The following is a 13,123-nucleotide window of genomic DNA, read 5'->3' as shown; positions in this document are numbered from 1 at the left end:
ACCGGTCCGAAGCGGCAACGGCCGTCCGGTGCGCCCCTGGGAGCACACCGGACGGCCACGCCGTGGAACGGGAGCCCGCTCAGCCCACGGAGAGCCGGATCAGCCCGTCGTGTGCGTGCGGCGTGCCCACCACCGTCACCGCGACATAGCGGACCGACCCCGCGTGGGTCAGCCGGCGTACGCGGCCGCGGCCGTCCAGGGACCCCACGCGCCGGTAGCGCACCCCGTCGTTGCTGAACTCCACGCGGGCGGCCGGGGCCGCCCCCGTCGTCCACCGCGCCTCCACCCACCGCACCCGGGTGCGCGCCCCGAGGTCGACCACCATGCGGCCGTCGCGGCCCGGTCGCCACACCGTGTCCGGGTCGCCGTCCACGGCGGCGCCCGGCCCGGTCGTTCCGGGCGGCAGCGGATTGGTCGGGAAGGTGTTCCGTCCCAGGGCGAGGTCGTGGTGCGGATACGGCTGTGCGCCACGCACCGTGACACGTGTCTCGCGTCCGTCGCGCACGGTCGCGTCGGTGCTGTGCCCCTGGGCCTCGATCCGCAGCCGGCAACGGGCGCCGGACAGGACCAGGGTCGCCCCGTCGCTCACCCGCACCCGCAGCCCCGGCGGCAGCGTCCGCCCCGACAACGCCGTGAGAGTGAAGCGCGGGGGAAGCAGCAGGGCGGACGCGGCGTCCAGCCGAGCCCGGTAGCCGATGCCCTCCCCGGTCACCGTCTGCTCGCCCTCGTAGACCTGCCGGCGCCGGCCCCGCTGCGGCACCTCGACCCGTGTACTCACCTCGTCCGCCGACAGGTTGAACAGGCTCAGGTACCCGTCCACCCGCGCCGCGCGGACCCGGTCGTCGTCGGCGGCGGGTGCGTCGGCGCGTGCCAGCTCGCGCAGTTCGTCGGAAGCGACCCCGCAGTGCCCCTCGACCACGAGCGGGCCCCGCGCCCCTTCGGCCGGAGCGATCGTGTCCCCGTACACGGCCAGTGCCTGCTCGCCGCCGCGAACGACCAGCCCCGCACGGCCGTCGACGTCGAGCCAGCCGCCGTGGCTGCGCAGCGCCGGCGCCGGTCCGGTCGCCAGGTCGGTCCACCGCTCGCCGTCGGACGACCCCTGCACGCGGTAGGAACGGCCGGCGGCCGCCTCCCAGCGCAGCGTGACCCGGTCGAGCGCACGGTCGGCGCCGAGGTCCACCGCCCACCAACTGTCCGCCCGGTTCCGGTCGTCGCGGGAGACCGCCCAGCGGGTCTTCGCGTCGCCGTCCACGGCCAGCTCCGGCGTCATGCCGGGCGACTGCGACGAGGCCGTCGCCGTACCGCCCCGGGCGAGGTCGGGGGTATCGGCCCCGTCGCGTGCCTCGACCGCGTACAGCGAGTACCCGTACGTCGGGTCGGGTTGCACGCCCAGCATCCGGATGTGCCGTACCGTCGCGCGGGTGAAGGTCAGCTCGTCGACGCGTCCCGCGGCCGAGGGCGTGGCGTCCTGCGCGCGGACCGTGGCCGAACCCTCCGCGAAGCGGTAGGTGCGGCTTCCGTCGAGGCCCGCCACACCGGGCATGGTGAGGTTGTGCACCTCCAGCCGCGAGCCGGCCGCCTCCGGCCCGTCGCAGGCGTAGACGACTCCGCCCGAGGGGAGCGTCGCGTAACCGGCGAAGCGTTCGCCCAGCCGCAGCACCGTGGCGCTGCCGTCGAACCCGTCCCGCAGCTCCGTGTGCACACGCACCGTCCGGCCGGTGACCGCCGCGGCGGTCGAGGGCAGGAACATGGGGGTCTTCCCGCTGAGGCGGAACAGCCAGTCGTCGTGCCCCGGCTGCCAGGCGAACTTCACGAACCCGGGTTTCGTCACCGCACCCGCCCAGGCGGCGGGGGACTGGTGGGACACCAGTCCCGGGCCGGTCCCGAAGTCGGTGACGCCGGCCGCGTACGCGAACAACTCCTCGCGGGACATCGGCCGCACCCGTCGGCCCGCGTCCGGCCACACGTGCAGCAGATAGCTGATGGCGAGCTCCGCGCGTGCCTCCGGCTCGTACTTCGGCTCGCCCGAGAACTTCGCCAGCCGGTACTCCGGCGGGTACGCCTGATACGCCTCCAGGCGCGCGGCCAGCTCCGTCTCCGCGCGGGCCGCCGCCCGGTCTCCCGCGACCCGGGAGAGGAAGGCCAGCGGTATGACGTCCCTGCCGTACAGGTGCTCGCGGTCGTCCACCATCGGCATCAGCGGCTCACCCGCGTCCGACATGACACCCAGCAGCGTCCGCCACAGCGGCTCCGCGTTGGGCTGCCTGGTCAGCACCTCGGGCAATGGCTCGCCCGCCGCGAGGAAGTGCGCCGCGTTGCGCCCCGAGGTACGCCACATCTCCTCCTGGTAGTGCGGCCCGAACGAACCGTGGTTCTCCACGATGAAGGTGTCGTACGTGTTGTGCGCGGTGTTGCGCGAGACCGGAACCCCGTCCACCCGCGTGGGGTTGGCCAGGTCGGCGGGCGGCAGACCACCCTCGTTGCGCGACCAGGTGCCGTAGTCGGTCGCCCAGTCGGCGCGGCGCCGGTCGTCCGGTGCCCAGGCCAGCGCGGGGGCGAGGGTCTGCGCGTAGAGGCCCATCTCCTCCAGCTTGGTGTCACCGACGTACCCGCCCTCGAGGCCGTTCGGGGTCCAGTCCCCGGAAGCCGGGTCGTCGCCGGTGCCCAGGGAGTGCGTGTACGCCGCCTGTTCGCGGGTGATGGTGTCCACCGCGGAGCGGGTGGCGTCGTCGAGCTGGTCCCACAGCAGGTGGGCGGCGAGGATGAAGTACGACTGGAAGGTGGTGTCGAAGAACAGTGTGCGGCCCCACTGGGTGCCGCCCATCAGCCGATTGGAGGCGGCGAAGTGCCGCAGCGTCGCCAGGGTCCGGCTCTTGAGTGTCTCCCGGTCGACACCGGCCGCGTCCTCGTCGAAGGTCCCGTGCGTCAGCAGCACGGCGTGCCCGAGGACCACGGCGAAGCCGAAGTACTCGTCGGTGTACGTCCCCTTGGCCTCGTCCCACTGCGTCTCGGACCAGCGGGTGTGCCGCAGGAGAACGCGGTGGTACGTGGCGGCGACGTCGTCCGGCGGGTCACCGGTCCGGTCGGACGCGCTGGTAGAGGCGGAGGCGGAGGCGGAGGTGGGGGCAGAGCCGGCGGCGGCCGAAGGGGAACCCAGCGCCGGCTGGAGGGCGGCCGCGGCGCCGCCCGCGCCGAGCAGTCGCAGAAGGAGCCTGCGGTCGACAGGGAGGGAAATGGGTCCCATGATGGTCCTCTTCAGCGGGCGACAACGTTGTCAACAAGGTCATCCTTGAACGACTCGGAGCGGCCTGTCAATGGCGATGCGCCTACGGGTGCCGACACGACCTCCGTCGCGCCCGCGCGGCCGGGCACCCCGACCGCGTACCGGTGCGGCCCCGTGTGCCGCTGCCGGGCCACCGTCGTGTCCGCCGCCCGGGCGAGGAAGTCGTCGAGGTGCCGGTTTGACCCTGAGGTCCGTCAGAGGACGTCGTAGATCAGGTGTGTGGCCGTCGATGTCGGGTGCACGCTCCGCTGGACCAGTGTGCGCGGTGATCCGCCGGTGGACAGGGGTGTTCCGGAGCCCAGAACGACGGGCGCCAGGTGCAGCGACAGCACGTCGACCAGTCCGGCGTGGAGCGCCGAGCCGACCGTGGCGCCGCCGCCCATGACGACGACGTCGAGGTCCTTGCCACCGGCCGCCGCAGCCGCCTCGGCACGCTCGCGCGCGGCGGTGACGGCGTCGGGCAGACCGGTCGTGACGAACGTCCAGTCGAGGCCGGTGAGCCGGACCGACTCCGGCGGCGAGCCGGTCACGACGACGAACGGGGGTTTGCCGACCTCCGCCGCGCCGTAGCCGATCTCGTCGTCCCAGCCGCCCGGCCCGTCGACCACGTCGAAGAGCCGGCGGCCGAGGACGACGGCACCCGAGCGGGCGGTCGCCTCGCGCACGATCCGGCGGTCCACGGGGTCGTCGGAGAACGCCCAGGTGTGCAGGGCCTCGCCGCCGGTGCCCAGACCGTTGTGCGGGCCGGGATCGGGCCCGGTGACGAAGCCGTCGAGAGAGACCGAGATGTCAGCGATGATGCGAGTCATACAGGGTGGACCCCATCCGCCGCCGGAATTCATCGCCGGGATCCCCCACTCCCGCGCGACGCGTCCGCCGGGCCCACAACCTCCTGTGGATCCCCTTCCGTGCCCTCCGGAACGGAAGCTTCCGGCCGTTTTCGGCCCCGGACGCGGTGTTCTCCGCCCGGCCGGGGTGACCGTCGCGCAGAGTACTGTCCATGACGACACCCGCGGAATCGCTCCGCTCCCTCGCACGCACCCGGGCCTCCCTCGACGGCGAGGAGGTCACCTACTGGTGGTCCGGAAGCGTGTACACCTGGGCCCCCGACGAACCCTACGAGCGCCTCTTCGGCTTCGAAGGCGTCAACGTCGCCCGCCTCGTCCACGAAGCCGACGACGGCCCGGACTCCTACCGGCTGCTCACCCGCGAGGCCGCCTTCTACCTGGACCCCACCACCGGGGAGATCCTGGAAACCTGGCAGGACCTGCCGGTGGTGCACATCTGGAACGACCCGGCGAACCAGAAATGGCGCCCCTTCCCGATCCCGACGACCGACCTCGGCGAACAGGTCTGCTTCAGCCTGGAGATCCCGCTCGCCTATCCCTCGCCCCTGCCGGTGGCCCAGTATCCGGTCCACTCGGCCGGCGACACGTACAGGGCCCTGGAGCTCTTCCAGTTCTTCGCCCACCGCGCGGACCTGGCAGGACCGGCCCCCAGCGTCCCGGCCACCATGTCCTGGACCCGGATGTCCCCGTGGGCCCCGTGGATGGCCCGCGGCCAACGGCCCGGCGGCCTCACCTATCACTGCCGGGGCCGCAAGCTCGACTCGTACGCCGAGGTACCGGAGCGCACCCGCGCCTACATCGCCGATCACCACCCGGAGTTCGCCCGGGCCCCGGAGCAGTGGAGCGAGCCGAACGAGACCAGTTGGACGTACTTCCGCACACTCAACCCGCCGAAGTGAGCGTCCGCGGCGGACGGCGCGGGGAGACGGGGAGGCGCGATCGGTCCGCTCTGGACAGGTACGGGGAGATTTTGACACGGTGACGCGCACCGGAAACCCGGCGACCGAAGCCGTGTCCGTCGTCCCCTGAGGGGCCAGCCATGCCATCGACTCGCCTCGGACGGGACGCCGCTTCGTTCTATACGGCGCACAGCCCGTTCTCCGATCCCCGCGAACTCGTCGGGCTCTATGCCGACCTGCCGGACGATCCAACACAGCTCGCCCGCACCGCCCGGGACCTGATGGTCCACCGCCTGGAAGGCGACCTGTTCCGTCATGCCGTCCCGCCGGACCGCCTGCACAACGACGCCGAGACGCGCTACCTCGACGACGTCCTGCGCATCGTCGTCGAGCGGGACGACGCCCCGCTGACGCGGCGGCGCGAGGTCGGTGACCGGTTCGTCGGAGTGTGCCGCGACTTCGCGCTGCTGTGCTGCTCGTTCTTGCGCCACGCGGGCATCCCCGCACGACTGCGTTCCGGCTTCGCCGACTACTTCGGTGCGGACGGTTTCCACGGCGACCACGTCGTGACCGAGTACTGGGACCCCGCCCGCGGCTGGCTGCTCGCCGATCCTCAGCTCGCCGACCCGGTGGTCTGCGACCGCTGGAAGGTGGACTTCGATCCGATGGACGTGCCGCGTGACCGCTTCATCGTCGCCGGCAAGGCGTGGCAGGCCGTCCGGGCGGGCGACGCGGACCCCAGGGCCTTCGGGCTCCACCCTCCGCAGGAGGGGCCGATGTTCGGTGAGTGGTTCGTGGCGCACGACGTCCGGATCGACCTCGCGGCGCTGAACAAGGTGGAGACGCTGTTGTGGGACACCTGGGGGGCGGGAGGCGAAAGGGAGCTGAGCGACACCGCCCGTGAACTCCACGACAGGGCCTCGGCGGTGACGGGCGACGACGTCCCCTTCGACGCGGCGCGCAGGCTGTTCGCGGAGAGCGAGGGGCTGCGGACGCCGCGGACCGTACTGTCGCTGGCGCCGTTCAACGGTCCGAGCGAAGTCACACTCCGGTGAGGAACGACGACCGCTTCACCGCCGGCGAACGCTCAGAGGAGGGCGCGGTATGAGCCGCCTCGCGGTCGAGGCCATCGGGACCGCGCGGCTGGACCTGGAGCCGCTTCGCGTCGATCACGCCGAGGAGATGGCCCGGGTGCTGGCCGATCCGGCCCTGCACACCTACATCGGTGGCGCGCCGGACACCCCGCAGGCCCTGCGTGCGCGGTACGAGCGCCTGACCAAAGGCTCCCCCGACCCGGCCGACTGCTGGCTGAACTGGGTGATCCGGCTCCGGGCGGAGGAGTGCCTGACCGGCACGGTGCAGGCGACGGTCCGCACCGCCGGGCACGGACTGATCGCCGAGATCGCCTGGGTGGTGGGCTCTGTGTGGCAGGGCAGGGGCATCGCCACCGAGGCGGCCCGCGGACTCGTCGGCCGGCTCGCCCGGCAGCGGGTGCGAAGCGTCATCGCCCACATCCACCCCGAACATCACGCCTCCGCAGCCGTCGCCCTGGCCGCCGGGCTCACGCCGACCGGCCGGTGGCACGACGGCGAGCTGCGCTGGCAGCGGAGCTTGGGTCGGGTTCCGATGCCGGGCTGAGACGACCCGCCGCCCGCCCCGCCCCGCCGTTCCGTCGGCGGGGGACCGGGCGGGCAGTGGCGGCGGTCCGGACGGGAACGCCCGAAGGGCAGCGTTGGCGACCGCGGGACCGACGGCCGTCCACGGCCCGCACGGAGGCCGTAGGCTGCCCGACGGCTCCCCCTCGCCCGGAGCCTCGGTGCAGTGGGGAGCGCGCAGGTGAGCAAGGTCGATCCGTCGGACAGGGCCCGTTCCCTGGCCCGTTACGCGCTGCTCGCCGCCGCGGCGGCCGTCCTCGTCGTCCTGCTGTCGCTCGGCGGTGGCGGTTCCCTCGTCATCCTGGGAGCACTGGCGGGACTGGCGGTGTGCGCCGTGGGCGCCTGGTGGTTCCTGGCCCACCGGGGGCCGTTGCGGATGCTGGGCGCGGTGCTCGCCGTGGCGGCGCCGGTGGCCGTGCTCCTGCTGTTCCTGACCGGCGGCATGTGGTTCACCGCGGCGGCCGCGATCCTGCTGTGGGGCGTGGCACTGGCCTGCGCCCGCGGCGCCCTGCGGGCCGAGCACCGGCCGGAGCCGGCGCGGACGGCCGTCCGGCCGCACCGCGCGCCCAGGCGGCCGGTCCTCATCATGAACCCGGCATCGGGCGGCGGAAAGGTGGAGCGGTTCGAACTCGTCGAGCGGGCCGAGGCCCTCGGCGCCCGGGTGCTCCTCCTGGAGCCGGGCATCCGCACGGATGTCGGGGAACTCGCCCGGAACGCCGTCGCCGAGGGCGCCGACCTGCTCGGCGTCGCCGGCGGCGACGGCACCCAGGCGCTGGTCGCCGCGGTGGCGGCCGAGCACGACCTGCCGTTCCTGGTCATATCCGCCGGCACCCGCAACCACTTCGCCATGGACCTCGGTCTGGACCGTGCCGATCCCTCCCGGTGTCTGGACGCCCTCACCGACGGCGAGGAACTCAGGGTGGACCTGGGTGACGTGGCGGGCCGGGCGTTCGTCAACACGGTGTCGTTCGGGGTGTACGCGGCGATCGTGCAGCGCCCCGAGTACCGCGACGCCAAGACCGGTACCGCGCTCGACGCGATGCCGGACCTTCTGGCGGGTGGAGCCGGCGAGCGTCTCGACGCCCTCGCCGACGACCGGCCGGTCGACGGACAGCAGGCGCTGCTCGTCAGCAACAACGCCTACGCGTCGGCCGATCCGCTCGACGTCGGGCGCAGACCCCGGCTGGACCGGGGCGAACTCGGAGTGCTCGGTGTCCGCGTGGACGGTGCGGCGCAGGCGGCCGACCTCGCGGTGCGGCGCTCCCTGTCCCCGGCCCTCACCATCCTGACGTCCCGCCGGATCGAGGTCACCGCCGACGCCGTGAGCATCCCGGTGGCCGTCGACGGCGAGGCGCTGACGCTGCCCACGCCTGTGGTGTGCACCGTCCGACCGGGTGCCCTGCGCGTCCTGGTCCCGCGGGAGCGGCCGGGCGCCGTGCCTGCGGACCAGCCGCTGGACTGGCGCCGGATCGTGACCGTGGCCCTCGACCGTTCCGGGCGCCGCGCGGCTCGCTGACCTCGTCTTCGCTGCGACACATGAGTGGCCGCTTTATGGTTGCCTGATGCGATTTGTTCCCCGATGGGTCCTGCTCACGTCAGGGTGTGCGCCCGTCCTGCTGATCGCAGGCTGGACCGTGGCCGCGCTGTTCGAAGGGTCTTCCTACGACCCCGTCACCCAGACGATCAGTGTCCTGGGTGCCTACGGTGCCTCCGGATTCTGGGTGATGACGGGGGCGTTCCTGATCCTGGGCATCTGCCACCTGCTGACCGCCTGGGGACTGCGGCCGGCCGCCACCGCCGGACGCGTGGCGCTGGCCGGCGGCGGGCTCGCCGCGCTGGTCCTGGTGGCGCTGCCCGCGCCGAGCAGCGGGGGCTCCCTGCGCCACGGCGCGGTGGTGGTGGTCGGATTCACCCTCCTGGCGGTGTGGCCGGTGCTGGCCGTCAACGGCGGTTCGGCCGCTCCCTGGGCCCTGCGACGCGCGCCCTCGATCGTGGCGACGGCCCTCATGGCCGCCGGCGGGGTGTGGTTCCTGATCGCGGTGCAACGACAGGGTGGCGCCGGTGTCGCGGAACGCGTCGTGACGTCCCTCCAGTCGGTGTGGCCCTTCGTGGTCGCCGCCTCCTGCCTCCGTCACACCCCGGACCGGGACGAGCGGGCCGTCCGCGCTCGGTGAGGTCAGCGCCGGGCCAGCGCGAGCAGGCTCAGTCCGAACATCAGGACACCCAGCGGGAGATGGACCGACGGTATGTGGGCGATGCCGAGTACGACCTGGACGGAGGCAAGGACGAGGAAGCCGGAGGCGTGCCGGACGGGCCGGGGCGAGCCTCCACCAGGCTTCCACGCCAGCACCGCCGCGAGCAGGTACAGCATCGACGCCCCGTACATCACGCGCGCTCCGACACTGTGCAGCGTCTCTCCGAAGGACGAGGTCAGCAGCAGTCCGGCGGAGACCGCCTGAAGGAAGATGGTCAGGGTCTGCAGGGCGATCGTGATCCGCAGAAACGAGAACCGTCGCCGTGCCGTCGCCTGGGTTGCCATGCCACATCCCCTGTTCCGCCCCCGGGGGCAGTGGATCGGTAAGGTCTCACCAGTCCGACGACGCGGGCCGGTGAAAGGTAAGGCGAGGGGGCGCGCGGGGCATGGAGACGGCCGGGAGCGGCACCGACGCGGCAGCCGGTGAACGGCGCCAACTGATCAATGTCGCCTACCGGTTGCTCGGTTCGCTGGCCGAGTCCGAGGACGCCGTGCAGGAGGCCTACGCACGCTGGTACGCGCTGCCACGAAGCCGGCAGGACGAGATCGTGGCGCCGGGCGCCTGGCTGACGACGGTGACCGGCCGCATCTGCCTGGACCTGCTCGGTTCGGCGCGGGCCCGGCGCGAACGCTATGTCGGCGCGTGGTTGCCCGATCCCCTGCCCGACCACGCCGAGTGGCACCACGGCCACGGCGCCGACTCCGCCGATCCCGCGGACCGGATGGTCCTGGACGAGTCGGTGACCATGGCCTTCCTCGTCGTCCTGGAATCGATGACCCCCGCCGAGCGGGTGGCTTTCGTGCTGCACGACGTCTTCCGCTACCCCTTCGCGGAAATCGCCGGCATCGTCGGCCGGACCCCTGCCGCCTGCAAGCAGCTCGCGGCCTCCGCCCGGCGGCGGGTGCGCGTGGCGCGGGCCCCGGCGACGGCCGCCGTGCAGGCCGACGTGGTGCGGCAGGTCAAGGAGGCATGGGAGAGCAAGGACATCGCGGCCCTCGTCGACCTCCTCGACCCGGCCGCCGTGATGACCGCCGACGGCGGCGGACAGGTCGGTACCGTCCTGCGCCCCGTCGAAGGCGGCACGCGCATCGCCGAGTACATGGTCGCCATCGCCGACAAGGCACCGGGGCTCGAACTCCTGGAGCGGTCGGTCAACGGTGTGCCGGGCCTGGTGGCCCGGCGGGCCGGCGCCGTCATGACCGTAGCCGCGTTCGATGTCGCCGAGGGCCGCGTCACCCGAATCTGGGCGGTCCGCAACCCGGAGAAGCTGCGGTCGTGGAGCTAGGCCAGGGCGATCAGCCCCGCCGCCGTCTCCCGGAAGCCGCAGGTGTCGACGTAGAAGGACTTCAAGTGCTCTTCAAAGTCGACATGCAGCCACTCGCACCCTCCGGCACGGCATCCCTCGACGACCGTCTCGAGCAGCGCCTCCCACCCCGTTCGAACGGCCGTCTTCCACGGCGCAGACCCAGCCGCGGCTGTGCCGCCGCAGACTCGCACGCCAGGGGCCACCTGACGCGGGCCGTACGACGGGCGTGGGTAGGCTGACGCGGATCAAGGCTGCCGTATCGCAGCGGATGTGACAGATATGGAGCTTCCGTCATGACCACAGCGCACGACCTGACGATCGTCTCTCTCGAGGTCGGCTCCGAGTATCCGGTCGAGCGGGGCGACCTGTCGCTGGCCCTGGCGGGAGCCGAACTGGTGGACCTGCTGGACGCGGGAAGGGTGTCGCTGGACGGTCCCCGCCTTCGCCCGGCGTCGCCGTCGGAGTCCGGTGACCGACTCCTCGACGCGGCCGCCTCCCTCGTCGCGGAGGAACCCGCCGAGTCCGTGGAGGACTGGCTGTGGCGCCGGGGGCGCGGCCTGGCGGCGGAGTATCTCGCCGCCGCGGGGGCGGACGACGGCCGCAGGCGATCGCGATGGACCATGCGGCGTACTGCCGACCGGCCGGCCCCGGCCGATCCGTCGGCCCGGCGGCGGGCCACCGAGCGATGGTCCTCCGGCGATCCCGTGCTGGTGGGTCTCGCGGCCGCGGTGGGCATCCGGCACGAGTCGGCGGACCATGTGGCGGACCCCGAGGACGACGCGATCGCGGCCGTGCTCGCCACCGTGAACGACGCGGTGGTGGAGTTGGCCGCGATCCGGCAGCGCCGCAGCATCGAGGAGGCGGCGTTCGACAACATCTGGCGCGGCATGTGACAGCTCCGCCGACGTCCGGCCGCAGCGGTGTCAGATGCGCCAGGAACGAAGCGCGTCGGCGATGTCGTAGATGCTCAGCCCGGTCTCGCGCACCTTTCTGATCAGGTCGGACAGATCCCCGTAGGGCGGGTCGATGCCCTCCCCGGACTGGTCCATGTACTGACCGGTGACAAAGGCGGCGAAGAGGCTGTTGCGGTGGGGGAGCGGCTCGAGACGCACGATGGTGTGCAACAGGGCGGCCGCCCGCCACGCGCTGTCGGGGTTGGACGCGGCCAGGGTCGGCATGCGGGTCTTGTGACGTGCCACGGCCGCGACGAGGGCCGAGTAGTCCGTGACCGACACGTCCTCGTTGTCGAGAGCGGCGTCCTGGACATCCAGGAGCCAAGGGACATCGATGTACAGGGGCTCGCTCATCAGGCGGCGGTGACTCCCTCGCCACGCTGGGACGGGGGAATCTCGTCGGGGAACGCCTCGTCGAACTCGGCACGCAGCCGGTCCGCCCACGAGGTGGCGCCGGCGACGAACCGCTTGCGCTGCATCTCGCGGACACCCAGGTCGTGCATGTACTGCTTCAGGCTCTTGCCCTCGGCTGCGGCAGCGGCACGCACGCCTTCCAGTTCTTCCTCGGTGAAGGTCACGTTGAGCGATGGCATACCGGCATGGTACCTACCCGGTACCTGACGCGCGACCCGCGGGTGAGCGGCAGCCTCTCCGTCTCCCGACGCGGTCGCCCGGCCTCGGCATGTCGCGGCCCGCCTCGCGGCGGCGGTCGGCGAGGATTCCGTCGTTCGCGGTTCGACGCGAGCTGAGCACACCTCGGGCGACCCGTACGAACGCGCAGGGAGGCAGTGGTGACGATCGAGCGGGTCGGACTCGTGGTGCACGGTGGGCGCGAGGGCTCCGCACAAGCCGCACGGGAAGTCCGCGAGTGGTGCGACGAGAACGCCGTCGTGTGTACGGACATCGACGTGTGGAGCGGCGACGGCCGCCACAGCGCCCGGGAGGAGATGGACGCGGCGGGCGACCCGGACCTCATCGTCACCCTGGGAGGTGACGGCACCTTCCTGCGCGGCGCCCGGCTGGCGGCCGAGAACGACGCCCTGATCCTGGGCGTGGACCTGGGAAGGGTCGGGTTCCTGACCGAGGTTCCCGCGCCCGCGGTGCGCTCCGCCCTGGACGCCGTCCAGGGTGATCGTCTGGAGCCGGAGAGCCGCATGCTGCTCACGCTGCGGACCTCCCGCCTGTTGGAGATCCCTTCGGAGATGGAATCGCTCCTGCGCTACGGGCGAGGCCCGTTGCTGCCGCCGCCCCGGGTGCGTACCGACTGCGAGAGCGGTGACGAATGGGGCATCGCCCTGAACGTCACGGCCCTCAACGACGTGGTGCTCGAGAAGCTGGCGAGGGACCGGCAGATCTCCGTGGGTGTCTATGTCTCCGGGCGGCTGCTGGCCTCGTACTCCGCCGACGCGCTGCTGGTGGCCACCCCGACGGGCTCCACCGCCTACAGTTTCGCCGCGGGCGGCCCGGTCGTCTCTCCCCGGGCCGAGGCACTCGTCTTCACGGCGGTGGCCCCGCACATGACGTTCGACCGCTCGGTGGTCACCGCACCGGACGAGCCCGTCGGCCTGCGGATCCTCGAACGCTCGGGCCGCGCCGCCGTGAGCATCGACGGACAGTTGCGGGGCGTACTCGATCCGGGCGACTGGCTCGGCGTCTACGCCGCTCCCCGCCGGCTGCGGGCGGTACGGCTGGGGCCCATGGACTTCTACGGCCGACTGCGCGAACGCATGCGGCTGACCGACGCCCCGGCCGCGGTCGCCGACGGCACGCCCGCCCCCCTGTGGCCGGTCAGTACGCCCCCACCAGGAGACCTCGCACACCTGGCGATGCCCATACCGCCTGCCGACGCAGCGCACGAGCGGGGCCGACGGTCGTGAGCGTCGGCCAGGGCGGGTCGGGGAGCGCCGATACGGCACTCGGTGGC

Annotated in this window: 13 protein-coding genes and 1 pseudogene; 8 read left to right on the top strand and 6 right to left on the bottom strand. The window is 72.7% G+C overall.

What is annotated here, in order from left to right; translation table 11 throughout:
• Positions 1-79 precede the first annotated feature (79 nt).
• Positions 80-3,244, bottom strand: a complete 3,165-nt coding sequence (locus KUM40_RS22875; RefSeq protein ID WP_217167896.1) for a discoidin domain-containing protein — start codon at positions 3,242-3,244, stop codon at positions 80-82.
• Positions 3,245-3,477: 233 nt separating this feature from the next.
• Positions 3,478-4,092, bottom strand: a complete 615-nt coding sequence (locus KUM40_RS22870) for a dihydrofolate reductase family protein (protein WP_217167895.1) — start codon at positions 4,090-4,092, stop codon at positions 3,478-3,480.
• Positions 4,093-4,283: 191 nt separating this feature from the next.
• On the opposite strand from KUM40_RS22870, the gene KUM40_RS22865 reads away from it, so the two are divergent.
• The 5 genes from KUM40_RS22865 to KUM40_RS22845 all read left to right on the top strand — a co-directional run bounded on the left by KUM40_RS22865 (position 4,284) and on the right by KUM40_RS22845 (position 8,859).
• Entirely contained in the window at positions 4,284-5,030 is a 747-nt protein-coding gene (locus KUM40_RS22865; RefSeq protein WP_217167893.1) for a DUF1838 domain-containing protein, read from the top strand.
• 140 nt (positions 5,031-5,170) lie between these two features.
• Complete coding sequence (locus KUM40_RS22860; protein ID WP_217167891.1) at positions 5,171-6,085, top strand: transglutaminase-like domain-containing protein; 915 nt, start codon at positions 5,171-5,173, stop codon at positions 6,083-6,085.
• 49 nt (positions 6,086-6,134) lie between these two features.
• A complete protein-coding gene (locus tag KUM40_RS22855) occupies positions 6,135-6,668 on the top strand; it encodes a GNAT family N-acetyltransferase (RefSeq protein WP_217167890.1) in 534 nt (177 codons plus the stop codon).
• Between the two features lie 198 nt (positions 6,669-6,866).
• The gene (locus KUM40_RS22850) at positions 6,867-8,201 is read left to right on the top strand and encodes a diacylglycerol kinase family protein (protein WP_217167888.1); all 1,335 of its coding nucleotides are present in this window, start codon (positions 6,867-6,869) and stop codon (positions 8,199-8,201) included.
• A gap of 46 nt (positions 8,202-8,247) precedes the next feature.
• On the top strand, positions 8,248-8,859 hold the full coding sequence (locus KUM40_RS22845; protein ID WP_217167886.1) for a DUF998 domain-containing protein: 612 nt from the start codon (positions 8,248-8,250) through the stop codon (positions 8,857-8,859).
• A 2-nt stretch (positions 8,860-8,861) separates the two neighbouring features.
• On the opposite strand, the gene KUM40_RS22840 is transcribed toward KUM40_RS22845, so the two are convergent.
• Positions 8,862-9,224, bottom strand: coding sequence for a hypothetical protein (locus KUM40_RS22840; RefSeq protein ID WP_217167885.1), 363 nt, complete (start codon positions 9,222-9,224; stop codon positions 8,862-8,864).
• A 101-nt stretch (positions 9,225-9,325) separates the two neighbouring features.
• Between KUM40_RS22840 and sigJ the strand changes: the two genes are divergently transcribed.
• Positions 9,326-10,225 carry an RNA polymerase sigma factor SigJ gene (gene sigJ, locus KUM40_RS22835; protein WP_217167884.1) on the top strand — a complete coding sequence of 300 codons (900 nt, stop codon included), beginning with the start codon at positions 9,326-9,328 and terminating at the stop codon, positions 10,223-10,225.
• Here sigJ and KUM40_RS22830 read toward each other — a convergent pair.
• A pseudogene (locus tag KUM40_RS22830) lies at positions 10,222-10,459 on the bottom strand (GNAT family N-acetyltransferase); the annotation flags it as partial. The gene sigJ and the pseudogene KUM40_RS22830 overlap by 4 nt on opposite strands.
• Before the next feature lie 80 nt (positions 10,460-10,539).
• Here KUM40_RS22830 and KUM40_RS22825 point away from each other — a divergent pair.
• The gene (locus tag KUM40_RS22825; RefSeq protein WP_217167883.1) at positions 10,540-11,139 is read left to right on the top strand and encodes a GPP34 family phosphoprotein; all 600 of its coding nucleotides are present in this window, start codon (positions 10,540-10,542) and stop codon (positions 11,137-11,139) included.
• A gap of 30 nt (positions 11,140-11,169) precedes the next feature.
• On the opposite strand, the gene KUM40_RS22820 is transcribed toward KUM40_RS22825, so the two are convergent.
• Positions 11,170-11,553: a toxin Doc gene (locus KUM40_RS22820; RefSeq protein WP_217167882.1), complete on the bottom strand. Its 384-nt coding sequence runs from the start codon at positions 11,551-11,553 to the stop codon at positions 11,170-11,172.
• Positions 11,553-11,792, bottom strand: a complete 240-nt coding sequence (locus KUM40_RS22815) for a hypothetical protein (protein WP_217167881.1) — start codon at positions 11,790-11,792, stop codon at positions 11,553-11,555. Before KUM40_RS22815 ends, KUM40_RS22820 begins: the two co-directional genes overlap by 1 nt.
• Before the next feature lie 198 nt (positions 11,793-11,990).
• Between KUM40_RS22815 and KUM40_RS22810 the strand changes: the two genes are divergently transcribed.
• Positions 11,991-13,076: an NAD(+)/NADH kinase gene (locus tag KUM40_RS22810; protein ID WP_217167880.1), complete on the top strand. Its 1,086-nt coding sequence runs from the start codon at positions 11,991-11,993 to the stop codon at positions 13,074-13,076.
• The last annotated feature ends 47 nt before the right edge of the window (positions 13,077-13,123 follow it).

Source organism: Streptomyces sp. AC512_CC834 (assembly GCF_019049325.1).
GTDB lineage: Bacteria > Actinomycetota > Actinomycetes > Streptomycetales > Streptomycetaceae > Streptomyces.
This window is presented reverse-complemented; position numbering and strand designations above follow the sequence as displayed.